Annotated in this window: 22 protein-coding genes; 8 read left to right on the top strand and 14 right to left on the bottom strand. The window is 71.3% G+C overall.

The window, feature by feature from the left end; genetic code table 11:
- Positions 1–106: 106 nt before the first annotated feature.
- The 3 genes from QSK34_RS31665 to QSK34_RS31655 all read right to left on the bottom strand — a co-directional run bounded on the left by QSK34_RS31665 (position 107) and on the right by QSK34_RS31655 (position 3,939).
- Positions 107–622 carry a hypothetical protein gene (locus QSK34_RS31665; RefSeq protein WP_285589525.1) on the bottom strand — a complete coding sequence of 172 codons (516 nt, stop codon included), beginning with the start codon at positions 620–622 and terminating at the stop codon, positions 107–109.
- 193 nt (positions 623–815) lie between these two features.
- Positions 816–2,537: a substrate-binding and VWA domain-containing protein gene (locus tag QSK34_RS31660; protein WP_285589523.1), complete on the bottom strand. Its 1,722-nt coding sequence runs from the start codon at positions 2,535–2,537 to the stop codon at positions 816–818.
- A 61-nt stretch (positions 2,538–2,598) separates the two neighbouring features.
- On the bottom strand, positions 2,599–3,939 hold the full coding sequence (locus QSK34_RS31655; protein ID WP_285589522.1) for a M20/M25/M40 family metallo-hydrolase: 1,341 nt from the start codon (positions 3,937–3,939) through the stop codon (positions 2,599–2,601).
- A 177-nt stretch (positions 3,940–4,116) separates the two neighbouring features.
- Here QSK34_RS31655 and QSK34_RS31650 point away from each other — a divergent pair, with 177 nt between their 5' ends.
- Together QSK34_RS31650 and ald are read left to right on the top strand one after the other, a co-directional pair.
- On the top strand, positions 4,117–5,496 hold the full coding sequence (locus QSK34_RS31650; protein ID WP_030451185.1) for an aspartate aminotransferase family protein: 1,380 nt from the start codon (positions 4,117–4,119) through the stop codon (positions 5,494–5,496).
- A 16-nt stretch (positions 5,497–5,512) separates the two neighbouring features.
- Positions 5,513–6,628: an alanine dehydrogenase gene (ald, locus tag QSK34_RS31645; RefSeq protein WP_030451184.1), complete on the top strand. Its 1,116-nt coding sequence runs from the start codon at positions 5,513–5,515 to the stop codon at positions 6,626–6,628.
- Here the strand turns inward: ald and QSK34_RS31640 are convergent.
- The 4 genes from QSK34_RS31640 to QSK34_RS31625 form a co-directional block, all read right to left on the bottom strand.
- Positions 6,625–8,025, bottom strand: a complete 1,401-nt coding sequence (locus tag QSK34_RS31640) for a tetratricopeptide repeat protein (RefSeq protein ID WP_285589516.1) — start codon at positions 8,023–8,025, stop codon at positions 6,625–6,627. The genes ald and QSK34_RS31640 overlap by 4 nt on opposite strands.
- Positions 8,026–8,083: 58 nt before the next feature.
- Positions 8,084–8,902 (bottom strand): sulfite exporter TauE/SafE family protein, encoded by an 819-nt coding sequence (locus QSK34_RS31635; protein WP_285589793.1) that lies wholly within the window; start codon positions 8,900–8,902, stop codon positions 8,084–8,086.
- A gap of 104 nt (positions 8,903–9,006) precedes the next feature.
- Positions 9,007–9,654: a response regulator transcription factor gene (locus QSK34_RS31630; RefSeq protein WP_030451181.1), complete on the bottom strand. Its 648-nt coding sequence runs from the start codon at positions 9,652–9,654 to the stop codon at positions 9,007–9,009.
- A 23-nt stretch (positions 9,655–9,677) separates the two neighbouring features.
- Positions 9,678–10,790: a sensor histidine kinase gene (locus QSK34_RS31625; RefSeq protein WP_285589514.1), complete on the bottom strand. Its 1,113-nt coding sequence runs from the start codon at positions 10,788–10,790 to the stop codon at positions 9,678–9,680.
- A 127-nt stretch (positions 10,791–10,917) separates the two neighbouring features.
- Here QSK34_RS31625 and ggt point away from each other — a divergent pair, with 127 nt between their 5' ends.
- Positions 10,918–12,657, top strand: coding sequence for a gamma-glutamyltransferase (gene ggt / locus QSK34_RS31620; RefSeq protein WP_502875554.1), 1,740 nt, complete (start codon positions 10,918–10,920; stop codon positions 12,655–12,657).
- A gap of 61 nt (positions 12,658–12,718) precedes the next feature.
- On the opposite strand, the gene QSK34_RS31615 is transcribed toward ggt, so the two are convergent.
- Positions 12,719–12,904, bottom strand: a complete 186-nt coding sequence (locus QSK34_RS31615; RefSeq protein WP_030451178.1) for a hypothetical protein — start codon at positions 12,902–12,904, stop codon at positions 12,719–12,721.
- Positions 12,905–13,021: 117 nt separating this feature from the next.
- Between QSK34_RS31615 and QSK34_RS31610 the strand changes: the two genes are divergently transcribed.
- Both QSK34_RS31610 and QSK34_RS31605 read left to right on the top strand, forming a co-directional pair.
- Entirely contained in the window at positions 13,022–13,810 is a 789-nt protein-coding gene (locus QSK34_RS31610) for an SURF1 family protein (RefSeq protein WP_161481525.1), read from the top strand.
- On the top strand, positions 13,807–14,118 hold the full coding sequence (locus QSK34_RS31605; protein WP_034383168.1) for a DUF3817 domain-containing protein: 312 nt from the start codon (positions 13,807–13,809) through the stop codon (positions 14,116–14,118). Before QSK34_RS31610 ends, QSK34_RS31605 begins: the two co-directional genes overlap by 4 nt.
- On the opposite strand, the gene QSK34_RS31600 is transcribed toward QSK34_RS31605, so the two are convergent.
- From QSK34_RS31600 to QSK34_RS31590, 3 genes are read right to left on the bottom strand one after another with little or no spacing between them, the layout of a single operon-like run.
- Positions 14,119–14,310 (bottom strand): tail-anchor membrane protein, encoded by a 192-nt coding sequence (locus QSK34_RS31600; protein WP_030451175.1) that lies wholly within the window; start codon positions 14,308–14,310, stop codon positions 14,119–14,121.
- A gap of 52 nt (positions 14,311–14,362) precedes the next feature.
- Complete coding sequence (locus QSK34_RS31595) at positions 14,363–15,295, bottom strand: LLM class F420-dependent oxidoreductase (protein WP_285589511.1); 933 nt, start codon at positions 15,293–15,295, stop codon at positions 14,363–14,365.
- A 27-nt stretch (positions 15,296–15,322) separates the two neighbouring features.
- Entirely contained in the window at positions 15,323–16,750 is a 1,428-nt protein-coding gene (locus QSK34_RS31590; RefSeq protein ID WP_285589509.1) for a carotenoid oxygenase family protein, read from the bottom strand.
- A gap of 114 nt (positions 16,751–16,864) precedes the next feature.
- On the opposite strand from QSK34_RS31590, the gene QSK34_RS31585 reads away from it, so the two are divergent.
- Positions 16,865–17,791, top strand: coding sequence for a winged helix-turn-helix transcriptional regulator (locus QSK34_RS31585; protein ID WP_285589507.1), 927 nt, complete (start codon positions 16,865–16,867; stop codon positions 17,789–17,791).
- On the opposite strand, the gene QSK34_RS31580 is transcribed toward QSK34_RS31585, so the two are convergent.
- Positions 17,781–18,233 (bottom strand): hemerythrin domain-containing protein, encoded by a 453-nt coding sequence (locus tag QSK34_RS31580; RefSeq protein ID WP_285589505.1) that lies wholly within the window; start codon positions 18,231–18,233, stop codon positions 17,781–17,783. The genes QSK34_RS31585 and QSK34_RS31580 overlap by 11 nt on opposite strands.
- A 193-nt stretch (positions 18,234–18,426) precedes the next feature.
- On the opposite strand from QSK34_RS31580, the gene QSK34_RS31575 reads away from it, so the two are divergent.
- Positions 18,427–19,977 (top strand): class I adenylate-forming enzyme family protein, encoded by a 1,551-nt coding sequence (locus tag QSK34_RS31575; protein ID WP_285589503.1) that lies wholly within the window; start codon positions 18,427–18,429, stop codon positions 19,975–19,977.
- Here the strand turns inward: QSK34_RS31575 and QSK34_RS31570 are convergent.
- The gene (locus QSK34_RS31570) at positions 19,968–20,474 is read right to left on the bottom strand and encodes an XRE family transcriptional regulator (RefSeq protein ID WP_285589501.1); all 507 of its coding nucleotides are present in this window, start codon (positions 20,472–20,474) and stop codon (positions 19,968–19,970) included. The genes QSK34_RS31575 and QSK34_RS31570 overlap by 10 nt on opposite strands.
- Before the next feature lie 60 nt (positions 20,475–20,534).
- On the opposite strand from QSK34_RS31570, the gene QSK34_RS31565 reads away from it, so the two are divergent.
- Positions 20,535–21,668, top strand: coding sequence for a benzoate/H(+) symporter BenE family transporter (locus tag QSK34_RS31565; RefSeq protein ID WP_285589499.1), 1,134 nt, complete (start codon positions 20,535–20,537; stop codon positions 21,666–21,668).
- Here the strand turns inward: QSK34_RS31565 and QSK34_RS31560 are convergent.
- The gene (locus QSK34_RS31560) at positions 21,617–23,512 is read right to left on the bottom strand and encodes a prolyl oligopeptidase family serine peptidase (RefSeq protein WP_285589496.1); all 1,896 of its coding nucleotides are present in this window, start codon (positions 23,510–23,512) and stop codon (positions 21,617–21,619) included. The two genes, QSK34_RS31565 and QSK34_RS31560, sit on opposite strands and share 52 nt — an antisense overlap.

Here is a 23,512-nt window from a genome sequence, read left to right as displayed (position 1 = left end):
GGCCTTGCGGATGTCCCGAAATTTCGGCCGCGCCGGAGTGAATGTGGGCGGTCGCGTTCGATCGGCGCCGTTGTCGATGTCCCGAAATATCCGGCCGCAGGCCGGATCAGTCGAGGTCGTCGCGGGTTTCCCGGTCCAGTTCGTGGAGGCTCTGGCGGGTGAGTTCCAGGTCGGCCGTCAGGTGGTCGAGGGCCGTCGGGGTGTCGGCGCCGCTGGTCGCGTCCAGGGCCGACAGTTCGACGACCCGGGCCACCAGGCCCTCCAGGACGATGACCGTCGACTCCAGCCGGACCAGCAGGCGTTCCCTGGTCGCCGACAGGCGGGCGTGGACCTCCTCCTGGGCGGTCAGGGCCGAGATCGCGCGGTCGAGTTCGGCCGCGATCTCCGGGCGGGCCGACTCGCGGGCGTGGGTCAGGCGCAGGCGTTCCTGGCGCAGGAAGGCGGGGTCGAGGCGGCCGAGGGCGGCCGTCGTGACCGACGTGTGGGCGGCCAGCCGCCGCAGGGTCGCGACCGTGTCGTCGACCTGGGGGCGCATCGAGGCGACCGGGCCGACCAGCAGGCGGCCGCGCATCGACTCGGTCAGTTCGGCAAAAGTGGCCGCGGCGCGTTCGGCGCGGGCCACGGCGTGGTCCTCCGGGCTGCCGCCGGTGACCGGCGGAGGGCCGGGGGGTTCGGCGGGCTCGGGCGTGGACAGGAAGGCGGAGATCAGCCAGCCTGCCAGCGCCGCGGCGATGGCCGCCGCGACGGGCAGGCGCAGCGCCAGGCAGGCGAGGCCCGCGACCGCGCCCGGCAGCAGCGCCCACGGGTTGGCGAACCTAGAAATTGGCGATCACCTCCGTGAAGATCCGGTCGATGACGCCGGGGTCGCGGGAGTCGTAGGAGGCCGCCCTGGTCGTCTCGGAGATGGTCTTCAGGGTGCCGAGGTCGGCGTCGGCGCCGTAGGCGATGGTGAAGACCCGCACCGGCTGGGGCCCGCGCAGGCCCTTCAGGAGGTGGTCGAGGGTGATCGTCTGTTGGACCTCGTCGCGGCCGTCGGTGAGGAGCACCACGGCGTCGATGGTGTCACTTCGAGCCTGGTCCTGTACGTGCCGGTACGCCGCCAGCGCCGTCTCATGGAGACCGGTGGCCCCCTGGGGGCGCAGCCGGTCGATCTCGGCCCGCAGGTCGTCGCGGTTGCCGGTGGCCATCGGCACGAGTTCCGTCCACTTGGTCGAGAACGACCACAACCCGACCCGGTCGCGGGGCCCGAAGTCGCCGACGGCCCGTCTGGCCGCCGACTGCGCCAGGGCGAGCTTCGATCTGCCCGTACGGGAGGCGGCGGCCTCCATCGACCCCGACACGTCCATGACCATCAGCACGTTGGCCGGCTTGCGCAGTTCGGCCCAGCTCGCCAGCACGGCGTCGAGCACCTTCGGCGCCGGGACCTGGAGGATCTTCACCGGCAGGGGGTCGTCGAGGGCGCGGAAGCCGTGTTCGGCGAAACGCCGCTGCTGCGCGGGCGCGCGCAGGTAGGCCAGGAAGTCGGCCGCCACCTTCCGCTTGGCGGGGGAGGCCCATTTCAGCACGGCGTAGGGGTTGTCGGACAAGAGCGTGCCCTCTTTGGGATGGATGGCGACGAGCGGTACGTCGGGCCGGTCGTGCTGCCCCCGCGTCGCCGGGTCACCCGTCGGGTTGCCCTCGTTGTAGTCCCAGACCGACTTCTCCTCGACGGTGACCGCGGAGATGTAGGACATCGCCGCCCCCGCGTCGTCGGCCCGTTGGAGGTTGGACAGGAACGTGAGCGTGGTGTCGCCGTAGTGGACGATCGACCGCTCCACCCCCTGGACGAACCGCCGCACCTTCGGCGAGGCGACGTCGCGGGTGGTCAGGTCGCCCGACACCCTGGTCGCCGCGACGTACGCCCCGATGGTCGCGTTCAGCCCCGAGGTGGAGAAGCCCGGATGCGTCTTGCCGAGCCGGAAGGGCCCCCACTCGGGGTGCCCGTGCCGCGCCCACCCCTGCTCGGAGGAGGCCAGGTCCAGCACGTCGGCCCACCCGAGGGCCTTCTCGGGCCACCCGAGCGCGGTGGCCATCGGCTCGGGCATCGCGATGACCAGCGGCGTCTTCACGATCGAGGGGGCCTCGGCCGGGATCGGCGCCGAGCGGCTCCGTTGCCGCAGCAGCGTCAGCCACCCGGACGCCGCCGGGCTCCACACGTCGGGCGGCGGCCCGTCGGCGCGGGTCCACCCGTCGGCCAGCGCGTCGAGGGCCGCCCCGGACGCCATCGTCGTCACGGTCACCGTCCCGCAGCCCTTGCGGGAGTAGCCGGCCGCCATCTGGCGTAACAGCTCGGCCTTCTCGCTGGAGGCCGCGATCCGCAACCCGGCCTTGGACGGGGTGCACTCGGGATCGGCGTGCACCGTCCGCACCACCACGACGATCGCGCCCGCCACGATGGCGGCGACCAGAAGGGCCGAAGCGAGCCGCGGACGGCGGGAGGCCGACCGTGGCTCGCGCTGCGAATCTGCCCCAGAGAACCGGCGGGATCGTCGGCGCAAGGCGGGCCTCCCACGGATGTGTCGGTATATATGCCGACGAACGGCGGCCCGCCAAAGTTCTTTACGACGCGCCGTACTCCAGCAGGAACAGCGCCTCGGTGGTGGCCACGCGGCGGAGCTCCTCGATGTCGACGCGCTCGTTGGGGGCGTGGATGCGGGCCGCCTCGTCCTCGGCGCCGAACAGGAGCAGCTCGGCCTCGGGGAACTGCCGCTGGAGGGTGGCCACCAGCGGGATGCCGCCGCCCTGGCCGACGTCGCGCGGCTCCCGGCCGAACGCCCTGGTCATCGCGCGGTCGAGGGCCGCACGGGCCGGGCCGCCCGCCGGGGCCTGGAAGCCCGAGCCGACCGAGATGTCGGAGAACGTGACGTGCGCGCCCCACGGCGTCTGCGCCTCCAGGAACGCGGTCACGTCGGACAGGGCCGTCTTCGGGTCGTTCTGGGCGGGGACGCGGATGGTCACCCGGGCCCGCGCGACCGCCTGGATGGCGTTGACCGCACCCGAGACCGTCGGCACGTCGAGCCCGGTCACGGTGATCGCGTAGGAGCCCCAGATGCGGTCGGCGATCGAGCCGCTGCCGACCAGGGAGACCCCGTCGAGCACCCCGGCGCCCGCGCGGAACTCCTCGTCGGTGCCCGCGTCGCCGTCGAAGACGCCCTTCTCCAGCCCCGGCACGCGCACGTCGCCGTTGTCGTCGTGGAGGGCGACCAGCATGCGCATCAGCGCCGCCAGCGCGTCGGGGGCCGGGCCGCCGAAGGCGCCGCTGTGCAGGGCGTCGCGGAGGGTGCGCACCTCGACGGTCACGGCGGCCATGCCGCGCAGCGAGGTGGTCACGGCCGGGTCGCCGACGGCGGGGTTGCCGCAGTCGGCCACGATGATCGCGTCGGCGCGGACCAGCTCGGGGTTCTCCTCGACGAACCGCTCCAGGCGCTCGCCGGCGTACTCCTCCTGGCCCTCGATGATTACCCGCACGCCCACGGGGAAGCGGCCGTCGAAGGCACGCAGCGCGGCGAGGTGGGTGATGATGCCGGACTTGTCGTCGGCGGCGCCCCGGCCGTACACGGCGCCGTCGATCTCGGTGGGCTCGAAGGCCGGGGTGTCCCACAGGGCGGGGTCACCGGGCGGCTGGACGTCGTAATGGGCGTACAGGAGCACGGTGGGAGCGCCGGGAGGCGCCGGGGCCTCGGCGTAGACGGCGGGGAAGCTGCCCTCGACCGGGATCTGCCGCACGGTCGGCAGACCGGCGTCGCGCAGCAGCGACTCCACGGCCGCGGCGGCGCGGTGCACCTCCTCCTCGGGATGCCCGGGGAAGGCGACGGACGGGATAGAGACCAGCGCCTTGAGGTCCTCCACCGCGCGTGGCATGGCGGCGGCGACGGCGTCTTCGATGTCACCAGGAGTCATGCGCCCCATCGAACCATAAACCGGACAGGGTTCAGGCGACCGACGAATTTCGTCGCTGTTACACGTAGAAGTCGAGGAATCCGAAGCCGTTTCAATTTGCAACCACGTTTTCCCTTGGCAGATGTCTGCGGCTCAATGCACACTGACAGCGGAGCTCAGACACCAAGGGAAGTACAGATGACGCACCCCGAAGACCTGCAGAGAGCGGCTCACGACAACCTCTGGATGCACTTCACCCGCCACGGCGCCTACGAACACGCCGAGGTCCCCATGATCGTGCGGGGTGAGGGCGCCTACATCTACGACGTCAACGGAAAGCGCTACCTCGACGGCCTCGCCGGCCTCTTCGTGGTGCAGGCGGGCCACGGCCGCAGTGAACTCGCCGAGGCGGCCGCCAAGCAGGCGCAGGAACTGGCCTTCTTCCCGCTCTGGTCGTACGCCCACCCCAAGGCGGTGGAGCTCGCCGCCCGGCTGGTCGAGCACACGCCCGGCGACCTGAACCGGGTGTTCTTCACCACAGGCGGCGGCGAGGCCGTCGAGACCGCCTGGAAGCTGGCCAAGCAGTACTTCAAGCTGACCGGCCGCCCCCTGAAGCACAAGGTCATCAGCCGCCAGATCGCCTACCACGGCACCCCGCAGGGCGCCCTGTCGATCACCGGCATCCCCCTGTTCAAGCAGATGTTCGAGCCGCTGGTGCCGGGCTCGGTCCGGGTGCCGAACACCAACCACTACCGCGCCGACGAGATCACCGGCGTCCCCGGCATGACCCCCGAGCAGTACGGCATCTGGGCCGCCGAGCGGGTCGCCCGCGCGATCGAGATGGAGGGCCCCGACACGGTGGCCGCCGTCTTCGTCGAGCCGGTCCAGAACGCCGGCGGCTGCTTCCCGCCCCCGCCCGGCTACTTCAAGCGACTGCGCGAGATCTGCGACGAGTACGACGTTCTGCTCGTCTCGGACGAGGTCATCTGCGCCTACGGACGGCTCGGCACCATGTTCGCCGGGGAAAAATTTGACTACGTACCGGACATCATCACGTCCGCGAAGGGTCTGACCAGCGGGTATTCTCCACTTGGAGCGATGATCTGCTCCGACCGGCTCTTCGAGCCGTTCAAGTCGGGGACCGAGATGTTCGCCCACGGCTACACGTTCGGCGGACACCCCGTGTCGGCGGCCGTGGCGCTGGCGAACCTCGATTTGTTCGAGCGCGAAGACCTGCTGGGTCACGTGACCCGCAACGAGGGCGCGTTCCGCGCCACCCTGGAGAGGCTCTACGACCTGCCCATCGTCGGAGATGTGCGGGGCAGCGGGTTCTTCTGGGGCGTCGAGCTCGTGAAAGACAAGAACACCAAGGAGACCTTCACCGCCGACGAGTCGGAGCGCCTGATCCGGGGCTTCCTCTCCAAGGCGCTGTTCGAGGCAGGCCTGTACTGCCGGGCGGACGACCGCGGCGACCCCGTGGTCCAGCTCGCCCCGCCGCTCATCTGCGGCCAGAAGGAGTTCGACGAAATCGAATCCATCCTTCGCGGAGTCCTCACCGAAGCCTGGGCTCTGCTCTGAGAAAGGAACCCCGAAGATGAAGATCGGCGTGCCCGCCGAGGTCAAGAACCACGAATATCGTGTCGCGGCGACCCCCGCGGGCGTCCATGAGCTGGTGCGTCACGGCCATGACGTCCACGTCCAGCGCGGCGCGGGCCTCGGCTCGCACATCCCCGACGAGGAGTACCTGGCGGCCGGCGCGAAGATCGTCGACTCGGCCGACGAGGTGTGGGCCGAGTCGGAGATGGTCCTGAAGGTCAAGGAGCCGATCGCCGAGGAGTACCACCGGCTCCGCGAGGGCCAGGTGCTCTTCACCTACCTCCACCTGGCCGCCTCCCGGCCGTGCACCGACGCGCTTCTGGAGAGCCGCACCACGGCCATCGCCTACGAGACGGTCCAGGTCGGCGGCGCGCTGCCGCTGCTGGCGCCGATGTCGGAGGTGGCCGGGCGGCTGGCGCCGCAGGTGGGGGCGTACAACCTGATGCGCTTCAACGGCGGTCGCGGGGTTCTTCCCGGCGGCGTGCCCGGCGTGGCCCCGGCGAAGGTCGTCGTCATCGGCGGCGGCGTCTCCGGTCTGCACGCCGCGCAGATCGCGGTCGGCATGGGCGCCGAGGTGACCATCCTCGACGTCAACATCGACCGGCTGCGCTTCATCGACGCGATCTACCAGGGCCGCCTCAAGACCCTGGTGTCGACGTCGTACGCCATCGAGAAGGCGTGCCTGGAGGCCGACCTGGTGATCGGCGCCGTGCTGATCCCGGGCGCCAAGGCCCCCCAGCTGGTGTCGAACGCGCTGGTGGCCCGCATGAAGCCGGGTTCGGTGCTCGTCGACATCGCCATCGACCAGGGCGGCTGCTTCGAGGACTCCCGTCCGACCACGCACGCCGAGCCGACCTTCACGGTCCACAACTCGATCTTCTACTGCGTGGCGAACATGCCGGGCTCGGTGGCCAACACCTCCACCTACGCCCTCACCAACGCCACCCTGCCCTACGCGGTCAAGCTGGCCGACCAGGGCTGGAAGAAGGCGCTGGCGGGCGACGCCGGGCTCGCGCTCGGGCTCAACACCCACCAGGGTCTTGTCACCAACGAGCCGGTCGCGGTGGCGCACCAGCTCCCCTACACCCCCGTCGGCGAGGTCCTCGCGGCCTAACTCAGGCCCAGGCGTTTTCGCAGGTCACGGGCCGTCTCCAGGACCCGCTCCACTTCGGTGGGGGTGGGCCAGGGGGCGGTCCCGGGGCGCAGCAGGGTGGCCCGCACCGCCGCGAGGTGCTCGACCGCGCCGATGTGCAGGCCGCTCTTGTCGGCCAGCCACGTGATCGGGTCGATCGGGTCGCGCAGGCGCCGGGTGACCATGTCCCAGGTGCCGAGGATCTCGCTCAGCTCGGCCACGTCGAGGGTGGTCTCGCCGCGCCGTCCGGCCGCCGCGACGGCCAGTTCGGCCCGCGCGGCCAGTTCGGGCTCGGCCGGCCGGTCCCAGCCCGGCGTCTTCGGCAGGGCGCTCCACCGTTCGGCCTCCATGGCCCGGTCGGTGGCCGTCAGCAGGGTGGCCAGCTCCAGCGCCGCCCGGTAGTGGCCCTGCGCCGCCGCCTGCCGCAACCAGTGCTCGCCGCCGCTCATGTCGGCGTGCTCGGCGATCAGCAACAACCCGAAGTTGTACGCCGCCTCGGCGTCGCCGCTCGCCGCCGCGCGCCCGAACCAGTGGGAGGCGGCCCGCGCGTCGTCGAGCTCGACGCAGACGAACCCGGCCATCCGCTGGTCGTCGACCCGGCCCGTCCCGGCGGCGCGCTCGAACCAGGCCCGCGCGGTGCGCAGATCTCTTCTGGCCAGCGCGAGATTGCCCAGTTGGGAGGCGGCCCCCGGGTGGTCGTGCCGGGAAGCCAGCCGGTAGAGCACCTCGGCGCCCTCGGGGTCGCGCAGGGCGTGCAGCAGCAGCCCCAGGTGGTAGGCGGCCTCGGCGTGCCCGCCCCGGGCCGCGAACTCCCACCAGTGCCGCGCGTCGCCCTCCTCGCCGCCGGAGTAGCCGAGGAAGCCCAGGTCGTGGGCGCTGGTCAGGTCGCCGTCGAGGGCGGCCCTGCGGTGCCAGTCGCGGGCCCGGGTCAGTTCTCCGGCGTCCTCGCAGAGCAGCGCCAGCCGCCGGGACGCCCGCCGCGACCCGGCGGTGGCGGCGGTCTCGTACCAGTGGAAGGCGGCCGGGGCGTCGCCCTTCTGCTCCAGCAGCAACGTGGCCAGGTTGGCGGCGGCCTCGGCGTCGCCGGTGCCGGCGGCCAGTTCGTACCAGCGCAGGGCCTCGTCGAGCGAGCCGTGCTTCTCGTGCCACTTGCCGAGGTTGAAGGCGCTGTCGACGTTGCCGGCCCCGGCCGCCCGCTCCCACCAGTGGCGGGCCGCCGAGCGGTCGCCACGCTGGGCGTAGAGCCGCCCGAGCAGGTGGGCCGCGCGGGCGTCCCCCGCCTGAGCGGCGGCGTGCAGGTCGTCGCCCTCGCCGTCGGCGGCGGGGCGGGGCGGCGGGACCTGCGCGGTCCTGGCCGACACCTCAGGCCACATTGTCATGCCGGACAGAGTTGCATGTAACAGTCTGGTCACGGAGGGTGATTGCCAGTTTCTTACTTCAGCGGATGCTGATGAATCCCGAGAACATGCCCATGCCGCACGAGTATCGGACCGTCCCCGGCCCCCGCGCGCCCAGCCTTATGGTCACCTGCCCGGTCTCCGGCAGCGCGACGTCTCTGCCGTCGATCGCGACCGTGGTGGTGCAGCTCCGGTTGTGCTCGGTGCGGAAGACCACGACGATCTCCCGATGGGCCGGAGCCGAGATCGCCGCCGGCCGGAACCCGTCGGGCGTCGCCCAGACCACGTTCCCCGCCGAGGCGGCGACGGCGGGGCTGTCGGGCAGCCAGCCGCCGAGCCGTACGCCGGAGAAGACGGTGAAAAGCCCGGCGGCGATCACCAGCACCCCGGCCCACCGGGCCAGCCGCTTCAAGATGATCCCCACCAGGGCGAACGCCGGAGACGACCCCAGCACGAACCCGCCCATCAGCGCCGCCCCCGCGAACGCCGACCCGCTGGAGACCGCCACGAGCTCGGTGCTCAGCGTCACCCCGCAGGGCACCAGAACCGTCGCCGCCCCCCGGGCGAACGGGCTGCCCGTCAGCGGCCGGCACGCCATCGGGCGGCGCAGCAGCACGATTCCCGCCACCACCACACCCAGCCCCGCGACGACCAGCACAAGCGCTCTGACCTGCGGCGCGAGCACCAGCACCCCGCCGACGAGACCCAGCAGCGCGCCCAGCACGACATGGACGAGGGCCCGCCCGGCCAGGAAGGCCCAGATGCGGTCGACCCCCGCGATCAGCCCACCCTGGACGGCCGTGCACGACACGGAGCCCGCGAGCAGCCCGGCGCCCACCCCGCCGGCGAACAAGGCCATCACCAGCGCAACCTAACGTGACCGGCCGGACGCGAGAAGTAGCCCGGATGCCACTCCCTCCGCACCTGGCCGCCAGTACGGAAAGCGCTTACCCGGCTATTTCATCACGTCCAGCCCGGCCTGACCAGGCCGGATTCATAGGCGATCACCACGAGCTGGGCCCGGTCGCGCGCACCGAGCTTCATCATCGCCCGGCTGACATGGGTCTTCGCCGTCGCGGGCGACATGAACAACCTCCCGGCGATCTCGTCGTTGGTCAGTCCGTTGCCGACCAGGGCGAGCACCTCGCGTTCCCGCTCGGTGAGCGAGCCCAGCTCCTTCGGCACGACCGGCGCCTTGGCCCGCGACGCGTATTCGGCGATCAGCCGCCGGGTCACCCCGGGCGACAGCAGCGCCGCGCCGCCCGCGACCACCCTGACGGCCTGGATCAACTCGGCCGGTTCGGTGTCCTTGACCAGGAAGCCGCTCGCGCCGCCGCGCAGTGCCTCGAAGACGTACTCGTCGAGCTCGAAGGTGGTCAGCATGACCACCTTCGGCCCCGGCGGCATCAGCCGGACGGCCGTCAAGCCGTCGGTGCCGGGCATCCGGATGTCCATCAGCACCACGTCGGGGGAGTGCTCCCCGGCCAGCCGCACCGCCTCGGCCCCGTCGCCGGCCTCGGCGACCACCTTCATGCCCTCCTGCGCGTCGAGCAGCGCCCGGAACCCGGCCCGGACGAGGGCCTGGTCGTCGGCCAGCAGGATCCTGATCACGGTCGCTTCTTGGGCGGGCCGGGTCATGACTTCTCCTTGGCGGGGATCGGGAGGGTCGCCGCGACGCGGAAACCGCCGTCGTGAGGGCCCGCCGTCAGCGAGCCGCCCAGGGCCGAGGCGCGTTCGCGCATGCCGGGGATGCCGTTGCCGCCGCCCAGGTCGGTGACCGCGTCGCGTTTCCCGGCGCCGTCGTCGGTGACCGTGACGCGCAGGGTGTCGTCTCCGTAGTCGAGGCAGACCACCACCGACGAGCCGGGGGCGTGCCGCGTCACGTTGGTGAGGGACTCCTGGACGATCCGGTAGGCGGCCCGGTCGGGCCCGTGGGGGACCTGCCTGACCTGCCCCGTCCGGACGACCTTCACGTCGAGGCAGCTGCGGTCGGCCAGGTCGTCGAGGCGGTCGAGCCCGGCGGTCGGGTTCCGGGGCGCGCCCTCGCGCAGCACGTCGAGCACGCCGCGCATCTCGCTCAGCACGTCCTTGGACGCCGTCTTGATCGTCGACAGGGCGCTGCGGGCCTGCTCGGGATGGGTCTCGATGAGGTGCAGCGCGGTCGAGGCCTGCACGTGGATGAGCGAGATGTTGTGCGCCAGCACGTCGTGGAGCTCCTGGGCCATGCTCAGCCGCTCCTCGCTGGCCTGCCGGCGCTCCTCCTCGGCGGCCTTCTGCGCCTTCTCGGCCCGGCGCTCGCGGAAGGCCCGCAGCCACTCGGCGAAGGTGAGCACCAGGAACAGGAACGCGGCCACGGCGAGGTTGTGATACCAGCCCCGGGGCGGGCCGGAGACCAGCCACGTCGTGTAGACGATCATGAACAGGAGGGTGGCCATGCCCCACGCCCAGGCCGGCCGCCGGTGCCCGGAGACCAGGGTGTGGACGATCATGATGATGGGCGTCAGGAACACCGGCCCGTAGACGAAGCCGAACAGCAGGAACACCCAGGTCGCCACCAGGGTGACGGCCATCGCCACGGTCGGCCGCCGCCGCATCGCCAGGATCATCGCCGGGCCGACGAGCAGCAGCAGGTAGCCGCGCCAGTCGAGCGGGGTGCGGTCGGGCTGGGCCCACTGGGCGCCCACGGACGCGACGGTCTGCACCACCGCCGCGGCGATGGCGTGCACCACATCTCTGCGCTCGACCACGGTGTCACGTTAGGCGACCTCAGCGGGCATGACATCCATCAGCGGGGGAAGCCCGCACTACACCTCGGGGCGTACCGGGCCTTGACATGTCCGGTCATCCTTGGATGATCGCAAAGTGGAGGTGACCATGAGACGCGTCACAGGCGCCGCGCTCGGGATAGTCGTCATGGGGGCGCTCGTCGCGCCGCCCGCCCAGGCCCGGCCTCAGGTGGAGAAGAAACCCGTGGCCGAGGGTTACGGCGGGGCGGTGGCCACCGTCGACCTGGAGGCCAGCAAGGTCGCCCTCGGCGTGCTGAAGGACGGCGGGAACGCCATGGACGCCGTCGTCGCCGGAGCCGCCGCGCTCGGGGTCACCGAGCCCTACTCGGCCGGGCTGGCCGGAGGCGGCTTCATCGTCTACTACGACGCGCGGTCGCGCCGCGTGGTCACCGTCGACGGCCGCGAGACCGCCCCGGCGAAGATGACCGCCTCGACCTTCGAGGGCATCCCCTTCGACCAGGCCGTCACCAGCGGTCTGTCGGTCGGCGTGCCCGGCTCGGTGGCCCAGTGGGACCTGGCGCTGCGCCGCCACGGCACGATCTCGCTGAAGAAGGCCCTGAAGCCCGCCGTCGACCTGGCCCGCAGGGGTTTCCCCGTCGACCAGACCTTCCACGACCAGACCGCCGCCAACGCGGCCCGCTTCGCCGACTTCACCTCGACGGCCGCCCTCTACCTGCCGGGCGGCGCCCCGCCGCCGGTCGGCTCGACCTTCCGCAACCCCGACCTGGCCCGCACCTACCAGGAGCTCGCCGACCGGGGCCCCTCCTGGCTCTACGGCGGGAAGCTCGGCCAGGAGATCGTCGCCACCGTCAAGAACCCGCCCGTCACCCCCGGCTCGGCCCGGAACGTGCGGCCGGGCCTGATGGAGGTCTCCGACCTGCGGGCCTACCGGGCGCTCACCCCCGAGCCGACCAGGGTCCGCTGGAACGGCCTGGACGTCTACGGCATGGCCCCGCCGTCCTCCGGCGGCTCCACCGTCGGAGAGGCGCTCAACATCCTGGAGAACGTGGGCCCGGCCGGGCTGAGCGAGTACCTCGACGCCAGCCGCCTGGCCTTCGCCGACCGCAACGCCTACGTCGGCGACCCGGCGTTCGTGGACGTCCCGCTGAAACAGCTCCTGTCGGAGGGCTTCGCCAAGGAGCGGGCCTGCCTGATCGGCGACACCGCGCTGCCCCACCCGGCCGCCCCCGGTCAGCCCGACGGCGTCTACGGCCCCTGCGCCGCGCCCGCTCCCGCGCCCGAGACCAAGGAGCAGCAGCCCGAAGGGCCCGAGACCACCCACCTGGTCGCCTCCGACCGGTGGGGCAACGTGGCGGCGTACAACATCACCATCGAGCAGACCGGCGGCTCGGGCATCGTGGTGCCCGGCCGGGGCCTCCTGCTCAACAACGAGCTGACCGACTTCAGCTTCGGCCCCGCGCCGAACGACCCCAACCTGCCCGCCCCGGGCAAGCGCCCGCGCTCCTCGATGGCCCCGACGATCGTGCTCAAGGACGGCAGGCCGCTGCTGGCGGTCGGCTCGCCCGGCGGCGCGACGATCATCACGACGGTCCTGCAGATCCTGCTCAACCGCTTCACGTTCGGCATGTCGCTGCCCGACGCCGTGGCCGCCCCGCGCGCCTCGCAGCGCAACATCGCGGCGACCCAGGCCGAGCAGGCCTTCATCGACCGCTACGGCGCCGAGCTGACCGCCAAGGGCCACACGTTCGCGGTCACCCCGGAGATCGGCGCCGCGACCGCGCTGGAGTTCCTGAAGCACGGCAAGGTCCAGGCCGTCGCCGAGCCCACCCGACGGGGCGGGGGCAGCGCGCTGGTCGTCCGGGACTAGCCGGGCATGTCAAAACCGCCGGCGGGCGCGGTCGCCGGCGGTTCTGCTCGCGGAGGTCTTCCTAGGCCACGAAGGCGAAGTAGCCGACGACCGCCACCACGATCACCAGGGCGACGCCCAGGGCGATGTAGAGGGGCAGGCGCGACGACTCCTGCTGCTGGGCCTCCTGCGCGGCCTCTTCCTGGTTGCGGGCGAAGGCGCGGAAGGCCTGCGTGTTCCCGGCCGGGTCAACCTGTGGGTCAGACATGTCACGAACTCTAGCGACACACCATGCCCACGAGACACCAATATGTCGTTATTGCTAGTTTTGCGGAATCCGGCCCCATGGCCGGGACCGGTGTGCAAGGCGGATACCTTGTGAGTCATGCTGCGCACCCTGTTCGCTCCCCGGCTGGTGGGCCTCCACCTGCTGGTGATCGGGGTTCTGGTGGCCTTCGTCCTGCTCGGCCGCTGGCAGCTCGGCGTCTTCACCGACTCCGGGCAACCCCGGGCCGCCGCCGACCCGGCCCCCGTCGCGCTGACCGAGCTCAGCAAACCCGGTGAGCGCGTCACCGCCGACGAGATCGGCCGCCGGGTCACCGCGACCGGCACCTACGACGCCGGCGCGCAGCTTCTGGTCGCCGACCGCGAGCCCGACGTCGCCGCCCCCGGGGGCCGCGCCTCGGCCGGCCAGGGGTTCTGGCTGCTCACCCCGCTGACCCTCACCGACGGCTCGACCATGCCGGTGGTACGCGGCTGGGTGGCCTCCCCCGACGACCCCGCCGCGGCCGTCCCGGCGGGTCAGGTGAGCGTGACCGGCCGGCTGCGGGCGCCCGACCAGTCCGACGCGGTCCAGCGCGGGGGCACGCTGCCCGCCGGGCAGGTCGCCACGGTCTCGACGGCCGAGCTGATCAACCTGTGGACGGGCGACGTGCGCGACGGCTTCGTCGTGGCCACCGAGCAGACGCCCGCCCTGTCGGCCACCCCGGTGGCCGTGCCCGCCCCCACCCAGGGGGCCGCGCTGACCTGGCGCAACCTGGCCTACGCGGCCCAATGGTGGATCTTCGCGGCGTTCGCGGTCTACATGTGGTTCCACTTCGTCCGCGACGCCGTGAGAGAGACCGCACGCCACACCGTACGATCTGTTGACCCCGAACCCGAGCCGGAGACGTGACCGTGGAATCAGCCCTCAAGCCGTTTCGAGTGATGGCCTACATCGTGGGCTGCATGCTGCTCGTGCTCGTGACCGGGATGGTCCTGCGCTACGGGTTCGACATCCCCGGGCCGTCGCAGATCATCTCGCCGATCCACGGCTTCCTCTACATGGTCTATCTGGTCGCCACCATCAACCTGGGCCTGAAGGCCCGCTGGTCGTGGGGCTACATCCTGGGCGTGATGCTCGCCGGGACGGTGCCGTTCCTGTCGTTCTACTTCGAACGGCGGGTCACCGACCGGGTTCACGCCCAGGTCGCGGCGGCCTAGCTAGCGGCCGATGCCCCGGCGGCGCAGGCGAAGAATGCGCCGCCGCTGTGATTCGTCGAGCATGAACCAGGCGACGACGGGCGCCCCGAGGAGCCCGACCACCACCAGGAACGAGATGAGTCCGGGCAGCAGCCAGATGGCGAGCAGCGAACCGATGCCCGCACCGACGTAGTACTTGGCGAGTGGCGACATTGGGGCCCCTTCGGATCATTCGCGATGCATCTCAATACTGGACGATGGATCCTCAACGTGCGCCCAGGGCCTGCAGTTCCCTGAGCGTCGCGGCCCCGCCGGGGTCGCCGTCGGTGCTCGCGGGTATCACGGCTATCTCGTCGACTCCCGCGTCCCGATATTCGGCCAGCCGCTTCTCGGCGGTGGGGCCGAGCAGCCCGACCGATTCGAGCAGCTCGTCGGGGATCTCGGCGAGCAGCTCCCGGGGGTGCGGGCGGGTGCGGGCGAACGCCACGACGTCGCCGAACCCGGCCTCGGTGAACATCTCGCCGTAGCCGGGGGCGGCCAGGTAGCCCACGACGCCGCGGCGGAGCTGCTCCATCGCGGCCGCATCCCTGCTCGCGGAGGCGGTCACCCACGCCGTCACCCGCGTGCCGCCCGCGGCGCGGAAGTCGCCGATCAGCCGGGCGGCCGACGCGGGGGTGATCAGGTTGAGGACCATGCGGCCGGCCGTGGCGGCGATCTGCACCGCCTGCGGGCCGAAGGCGGCGACCGTGACCGTCGAGCGCGGCGGGTCGAGCCTGAGCCGATACCCCGACGAGCGGGCGTGCGCCGACTTCTCGCCGTCGAGCAGGCCGCGCAGCACCTCCACCTGCTCGGCCAGCGCCCGCGCCGAGCCCGCGTAGGGGCGGCCGTGCCACTTCTCGACCACGAGCGGGCTGGAGGTGCCGATCGCGACGTCCACCCGCCGCTTGACCAGGTCGGCGACCGAGGCCACGCCCATGGCGATCATCATCGGGTCGCGGACCGCGACCGCGAAGGGGCCGAGGGTCAGGGCGATGCGTTCGGTGGCCAGGCCGACGGCGGTGGCCAGGGCGAAGGCGTCGTAGGTGGCCATCTCGCCGATCCACAGTCCGGGATAGCCGAGGTCGTCGGCCGCCTTGGCGGTGAGCAGGGCGTCGGAGGCCGGCCGGTCCTGCCACAGGCCGAGGGAAACGCTGAGCATCTGGAGCCGTTCTTCGTTCGTGGACGATCAGGGGAGCTGGTCGGACCGTACCCAGGTGGCGTGGAAGCCGAGGGGCACCCGCTGCGGGAGCAGCACCCGGGCGACCGGGCCCTTCGTGATGTCCGAGGCGTCCAGGACCTGGACCTCGGAGCGGCCCTCCCGTTCGTCGGTGACGAAGGTGACCAGGTAGCCGTCGTCCTCCCCGGCCGAGCCGTCGCGGGGGGCGAAGGGGGCCTCGCTGCCGTAGCGGTGCTCGCCGAAGTGGTAGGTCTGCTTCGTGCCGGTCAGGTTGTCGTACTTCACCAGGCCGTCGAAGAGGTTGGTGGGGGCCTGTTTGACGGAGACGTTGTAGGCGTAGCGGGACCTGCGGCCGGTCGTCCGGAGGTCGATCGAGGGGAACTCGGTGTTGTGGTCGCCGTCGACGTACTCCTCGGAGGTGGCGCCCGTGGTCAGGTCGAAGCGGTAGCGGTACATGCGGGCGTCGAGCTTGAGGTAGCTGATCATGCGGGCGAGCACGCTGCCGCCGCCGCTGGGGGCCGGGCGGGCGACGCGGCAGACGTCCATGACGATCTCGCCGCCCTCCTCCCACGCGTTGACCACGTGGTAGATGTAGCAGGGCTTGGCCTCGAACCACCGGATCTGGTCGGCCCGGCCCCGCTTCGGGATCACCCCGAACCGCGACGGCAGCGACCGGTCGAAGGTCAGCTTGTAGCGCCCCCGGCGGGCGGCGTCGAGGTCCTGGTACAGCGGCAGGTCCATGAGGATCGCGTGATTCTCGGTGATCGCCATGTCGTGGGGGAGCCGGGCGCCCGGCAGGTCGAGGTCGACCACGTGGTCGACGGTGCCCTGGGGGCCGACCACCCCGTACCGGAGGAACGGCGGTTTGGGCCCGTAGTCGAACCAGAACAGTTCCCCGGTCCGTTCGTCGACCTTCGGGTGGGCCATCACGTCGCCGGTCAGCGTGTCGAGGAAGGTCTGCGCGCCGAGCGTCTCCAGCGACAGGGGGTCCATCGTGTACGGGGACCCGCACAGGTACCACGTCGTGAGCAGCCGGCCCTGGTGGAACACGATGTCGGTGTTGGCGGAGTCCTTCAGGTTGAGCCCCCGCGTGTTGCCGAACGGGTTGTCCTTGGGGTTCTCCATGACGCCCGTCCACAACGCCCGGCCGGCCGCGCTCTCGGCCTCGAACGCCCTCGTGCGCACCCACCGGTTGCGGTAGCGGGCGGCGCCGTTCTCGAAGTGCACGGCGTGCACCATGCCGTCGCCGTCGAACCAGTGGTAGCGGCCCCGCATGGGGAAGCGGGCGTTGGGGCCGTTGCGCAGGTAGACGCCGTTGAGGTCTCTCGGGATCTCGCCGACGACTTCCAGCTGGTCAGCGGTGAGCTCCTCCTGGACAGGCGCGTACACCCCCAGGAGGTATGGGTTGTCTTCGCCTGATTCGTCCAGAACTTTCATACAGTGACGCTACGGATAAAGAAGTCAGCTCGTCAATGTGCCCTTAGAGTGGGATATTCGGGTTCATCCAGTAAGCGCGGGGAAACATGCACAGCACCACCTGTCAGGAATCTCATGCCTGAGGCCACCCTGACGGTCGCACCACCTTCGGCCCCGGCCGAAGAGCGGCTCACCCCGATCGGGCGGGCGCTGACGATCCTCGGCGACCGGTGGGTCCTGATGATCCTCCAGCGGGCCTTCCTCCTCCACGTCCGCACCTTCGCCGGCTGGCGCGACGAACTGGGCATCAGCGAATCGGTGCTGGCCTCCCGCCTCAAGGAGCTGGTGGCCTGCGGGATCTTCGAGACCGCCGCCTACCGCAACGGCCGGATCCGCTACGAATACCGGCTCACCCAGCGCGGTCTCGACCTGTGGTCGCTGCTGGTCGCGATCTACTCGTGGGAACGCGACTGGACCGACCGCGAGCTGCCCCCGCTCATCCACGACGTCTGCGGCCACGAGTCGCGCCCCGTGCTGGGCTGCGGCCACTGCCTCAACGTGATGACCGCCCGCGGCACCCACACCGTCCGCGGCCCCAACGCCACCTTCGCCAGCGCGCACGCCCCCCGCCAGCACCGCCGCACGGCGGGCCCCCGCCCCGACTACCTCGGCTACTGCCCCGACGCCATGGAGATCCTGGGCGACCGCTGGTCCACCCACGTGCTGGCCGCCGCCTTCCTGGGCGTGAAGCGGTTCGGCGACTTCCAGGCCGAGATGGGCATCGCGCCGTCGGTGCTGACCGACCGGCTGCGCCGCTTCGTCGACCTCGGCGTCTTCCGCGCCTGCGAGTCGGGCTACCGCCTCACCGAGCGGGGCCTGGCCTTCTTCGAGGTCTTCGCGTTCCTCGTCGCCTGGGCCCAGCGGGAGCTCCCGACGCCACCGGGTTCCACACTCGACATCACTCACAAGTCCTGCGGCGCCGGGCTCGCTCCCGTCCTGCTGTGCACCGCCTGCGGCGGCGTGCTCGCCCGCCGCGAGGTGCACTTCGACATCAGTGCCTGAAGGTCTCCTTCACCTCTTCGGCCATGACATGGCGTTCGGCCGCGCTGGTCACCGAGTCCAGGGCGGCGTACTCGTACCTCTCCTCCGCGGTGACGTGCGCGAACACCGTCGCGCGGAGGACTTCCAGGTCGCGGGTGAAATCGGGGGAATCCGGATCGACGGTTCTGATGAGCTCTCTGACGTGCCCTGCCTCCCTCCTCCTGTTGGCCACGATCTCTGCCCCGCCGTTCAGGCGGGCCAGCGCGACCGGGTGCACGACGACCTCCTCGGCCTCCTCGTGTACGGCCAGCAGCCGCACCAGCCTCCCGAAGGTCTCCCTGCGGTCGGCGGGCTGACTGCGCTCCACGGCATCGAACAGATCCCTGATCAGAGCGTGCTGACGGGTCAGCACGGTGATCACGTCCAGGTCCTGATCCGGCTCGACGGTGGTGCGGCGGTCCATCCGTGGCCTCCTTTCTGATCTCCTCCGCCTAACCCACACGAATCAACCGAAACTCGTTGACCCTGGGGACCGGGTTGCCTAATGTTCCGGGCACAATCAAAGAGTCCGGGAGTCCGGTATGAGGCTGCACGCGAAAGATGTCGTCGAGCGCTACACCTCCGCCGGGTGGTGGACTGACGACACCATTGACGGGATGTTGCGGGCTCGCGTTGCCGAACGGCCTGCCGCCCTCGCCGTGGCCGACCCCCCGAACAAGCCCGCCCTCATGGCCGGTTCCGAGGTCAAGCGGCTGACCTGGGCCGAGCTCGACGCCGAGGTCGACCGGGTGGCCGCCGTCCTCGTCGACCGCGGGGTCGCCGCCTCCGACGTCGTGGCCGTCCAGTTACCGAACTCGGTCGAGCTGGCCGTCACCGTGCTCGCCGTGGTGCGCGTCGGGGCGATCGTGACCCCGTTCCCGGTGCAGTTCCGGCGCTACGAGCTCGCCCAGCTGACCCCCCTCGCCTCCGCGTCGGTGTTCGTCACGTCGGCCGACCGGGCGGAGGTCGTCCACGAGATCGGCGTCGAGACGGTCCTCGAATGGGGCGGCGACCTGGAGACCGTCACCGGCGACGCCGGCAAGCTCGCCGCCCACCTCGCCGCGCTGAACGTCGACCCCAACGACTGCGTGACCATCTGCTGGACGTCGGGCACCGAGGCGACGCCCAAGGGTGTGCCGCGGTGCCACTACGACTGGGGCGCGGTCGGCTGGACCTGCGCCGACGCCGTCGGCCTCGGGCCCTCCGACGTGGTGCTCAACCCGTTCCCGATGGTCAACATGGCCGGGATCGGCGGCGTCTTCATGCCGTGGTTGCGGACCGGCTTCGCCCTCATCCAGCACCACCCCTTCGACCTGCCGGTCTACCTGACGCAGGTCGCCTCCGAACGGGTGACCTACACCCTCGCGCCGCCCGCGCTGCTGACGATGCTGCTGCACAAGCCCGAGGTGCTCGGGCAGTTCGACATCTCGTCCCTCACCCGGATCGGATCGGGGTCGGCGCCGCTGCCGCCGCCGATGGTGCGCGGCTGGCAGGAGAAGCACGGGATCGCCATCATCAACTTCTTCGGCTCGAACGAGGGGATCGCGCTCCTTTCCGACCCCGAGACGATGCCCGACCCTGACGACCGGGCACGTTACTTCCCGCGTCCCGACGCTCCCGGCACCTCGTGGCCGGGGACGCTCGGCGGGACGTCGGTGAAGCTGTTCTCGCACGACGGGACCGAGGTCACGGAGGAAGGGGTGCCCGGAGAGCTGCGGCTGTCCGGGCCGACCGTGTTCGCGGGCTATCTGGCGGGGACGGCCGAGGCCGACCCGTTCGACGACGACGGGTATCTCATCACGGGGGACGTGTTCGAACTCGCGCAGGGGCGCTATCTGCGGTACGTCGACCGGGCCAAGGACCTGATCATCCGGGGCGGGATGAACATCGCGCCGGCCGAGGTGGAGGCGCTGCTCGCGGGACATCCGGCCGTGGCCGAGGTGGCGATCGTGGGATATCCGGACGCGGTGCTGAATGAGAAGGCGTGCGCGATGGTCGTGGCCAAGCCCGACACGTCGGTGACGCTCGAATCACTGGTGGAGTTCCTGCGCGACCAGGGGATCGCCTCCTACAAGCTGCCCGAGCGGCTGGAGGTCGTCGAGGCGCTGCCGCGCAATTCGCTGGGGAAGATCCTTAAGCGGGAGCTGCGGGAGACCCTTCAGGGGTAGCGGATCAGCAGGCTCGCCTGCACGTCCTCCGGGCCCCTCGCCGCGTAGAGGTGCGGCGTGTCCGACGTCCACACCAGGTGGTCGCCCGGCCCGCCCGTCAGCGGTGCCGCCTCCGGCCCCACCTCGGCCACGCCGCTGAAGATCGTCAGGTGTTCGGTCACGCCCGGGCCGTGGGCCGGAGAGATCTGGGCGCCGCCCGCCTTGATGACCAGGCGGTAGAGCTCGTAGGTCACCGTCGCGTCGGTGAACGATTCGAGCAGCCGCCCCTCGACCGCCACGTCGGGCAGCACCGCCGGTGAAGACAACAACGCCGTCAGCGGGACCTCCAGGGCCGCCGTCACCTTCCACAACGTCTCCATGGTCGGGTTCCGCGTCCCCGTCTCCAGGCCGGACATCGTCGCCTTCCCCACCCCGGCCGCCCTGGCCAGGGCCGACAACGACATGCCCTTCGCCTCGCGCAGGTCGCGGAGGCGGCGGCCTATCTCTTGGGCGTCCACGTCGGCTATCCTCCCTCACGCGGGAAGCGTTCCGTTTACGGAACGATTGGAGGAACGCCCATGGTCCAGCCCATCGTCGCGGGCATCGTCACGGCCGTCGTCGGGTTCGCGAGTTCGTTCGCGATCCTCCTCGGCGGCTTCCAGGCCGTGGGGGCGAGCCCGGCCCAGGCCGCCTCCGGGCTGCTCGCGGTCTGTCTCGCCGTGGGGGTCTGCTCGATGTGGCTCTCGTTGCGCTATCGCATGCCGATCGTCGTCGCCTGGTCCACGCCCGGCGCGGCCCTGCTGGCCTCCACCGGGGCGGTCGACGGCGGGTTCGCCACCGCCGTCGGGGCGTTCCTCGTCTCGTCGGCGCTGATCGTGGTCGCCGGGCTGTTCACGCCGCTCGGGCGGTGGATCGCGACGATCCCGCAGCCGATCGCCGCCGCCATGCTCGCGGGGGTGCTGCTGCCCCTGTGCCTGGCGCCGGTGCAGGCGGTCGTCCAGGTGCCGGCGCTCGCCATCCCGGTCGTGCTGGTCTGGCTGGTGCTGATGCGGTTCGCCCGGACGTGGGCCGTCCCGGCGGCGCTGGTGGTCGCGGTCGTGCTCATCGCCGCGCCCGTCGACGCCGGGTGGCCGCACCTCGCGTTCACGGCCCCGCGGTTCACGGTCCAGGGGGTGGTCTCGATCGCGGTGCCGCTGTCCCTGGTGACCATGGCGTCCCAGAACGTGCCGGGGATGGCCGTCATGGCGGGGTTCGGCTATCGGGTTCCGCTGGCGGCGGCGCTGCGGGTCACCGGGATCGCGTCGGCCGCCGCGTCGCCGTTCGGCGGGCACGCCGTCAACCTCGCCGCCATCTCGGCGGCGTTGTCGGCCGGGCCGGACGCCGAGCCCGATCCGGCGCGGCGCTGGATCGCGTCCACCACCTCGGGGGTCGCCATGATCGCCCTCGGGCTGTCGGCGGCGGTGGCGACCTCGTTCGTGGTGCAGTCGCCGCCGATCCTCATCCAGGGGGTGGCGGGGCTGGCCCTGCTCGGGGCGCTGACCTCGGCCATCAGGAACATCGAGGGGGAGGCGGCCATCATCACCTTCCTGGTGACCGCCTCAGGCGTCGGTTTCCTCGGGGTCGGGGCCGCGTTCTGGGGGCTGCTCGCGGGCGGGGTCGTTCACGTCTTCTTCAGCGCCTCCAGGACGAAGGAGAAGATCTCCGCCTCGTAGTGCAGGCGGGCGTAGCGGCCGGTCGGGCCGGAGTGGCCGCCGTCCTCCACCTCCACCCGGAACAGCGGGTCGGCGCCGTTCGCGCGGAGCTTGGCCACCCATTTGGCCGGCTCGTGGACCAGCACGCGCGGGTCGTTGACGGCGCCGGTCACCAGCAGCGGCGGCAGGTCGCCGCTCGGGACGTTGTCGTAGGGGGAGTAGGCCAGCATCCAGGTGAAGTCCTCCAACCGGCGGGGGTCGCCCCACTCCTCCCACTCGTTGACCGTCAGGGGGATGGTGTCGTCGAGCATCGTGGTGACGACGTCCACGAAGGGGACCTCTGCCACCACCGCCGCCCAGAGGTCGGGACGCATGCCGTACACGGCGGCCTGGAGGAGGCCGCCGGCCGACAGGCCCCGGGTGGCGATCTTCGAGACGTGGCCGTCGAGCAGGAACTCGGCGGCGGCGATGTGGTCGGTGAACGTCGTCGGCTTGCGGGACAGGCGGCCGGCCTGCCACCAGGCGCGGCCCATCTCGCCGCCGCCCCTGACATGGGCGTGCGCGAAGACCGCGCCCTGGTCGAGGAAGGCCGACAGGGCCGCGTCCCAGGTCGGCTCGAAGACCGCCTCGTAGGCGCCGTAGCCGTAGAGCAGGCAGGGGGCGGTGCCGTCGAGCGGCACGTCGGCGCGGCGCACCACCGTGACGGGGATCAGCGCGCCGTCCGGGGCGGGGGCCCAGAGGCGTTCGCTCAGGTAGCCGTCGTGGCGGGGGTTCTCCTTCAGCAGCTTCCGTACGCCGGACGCCAGCGTCAGCCGCCACCACTGCGTCGGCTCGCTGTACGACCCCGTCTCGAAGATCACCGAATCGGTCAGGTACTCCTCGTTGTGCACCAGGGCGATCCGCCCACAGGGCACGGGAGGGTGCACCTCGTACGACGTCCCGTCGTCGCCGAGCACCCGCAGCAGCGGGTCGCCGCCCCGGCGCAGCGTCAGCACCCGGTGGCCGTCGAAGCAGTCGACCGACAGGATGCGCTCCCCGGGCAGCGGCGGCACGCCGACCACGCGGAACTCCGAGTGCCCGTCGTCGGTCCAGGTCACCAGGCCGTCGAGGGTGGCGTCGCAGCGGTATTCGACGCCCGGGCAGCGCCCGCCGACCGACTCGGGCACCCCGTCGACCACCGACCACACCTCGGTCGTGTCACGGCTGGCGGCGGTGATGAGCAGGTGGGTGCCCGACCGGGTCGCCCGCACGGTCAGCTCGAACCGGCGGTCGCCCTCGCGGAGCACCACCTCGTCGGCGCCCGTGGAGATGTCGTAGCGGCGCACCTCGCACGGGCGGTACACCTCGTCCACCACCGTGTAGTAGAACCACCCATCGGCCCAGCCGCCCGTGTAATAGGTGCCGGGGATGCTCACCGGCAGGTCCTCCAGCGTTTCCAAAGAGCGGAAGCGCAGGTCGTAGACCTCGTCGCCGGTCACGTCGATCGAGTAGGCCAGCCAGCGCCCGTCGGGCGACACCTCGCGCACACCCAGTTCGACGTAGTCGCCGAACGCGTCGAGGTCAAGCAGGACCTGGTCGCAAGCATCACGCTTTCGTCTGAATTCGCCGAACTCTCTTCCGGCGTCAATCTGCGTGTAGTAGACAAAGGCCCCATGACGCCAACTGACTGAAGACTCAGTCTCAGGCGTCCGTCCAGCCATTATGGCTGCGAGGTGCTGCCGAAAGGGGGCGGTGTGGGCGACCCGGGACTCGTAGCGCCGCCGCTCGGAGATGAGCACGTCTCGTACCGCCACGGGGTCTCTCATCCAGGCGTGGTCGTCGATCCGCTCGATGCCGTGCAGTTTGTGCACTACCGGGTGTGTCAT

It is taken from the genome of Herbidospora sp. NBRC 101105 (assembly GCF_030269205.1).
In the GTDB taxonomy this organism is placed as follows: Bacteria; Actinomycetota; Actinomycetes; order Streptosporangiales; family Streptosporangiaceae; genus Herbidospora; species Herbidospora solisilvae.
The sequence above is the reverse complement of the archived record's forward strand: the minus strand, read 5'-3'. Positions and strand labels throughout refer to the sequence as shown.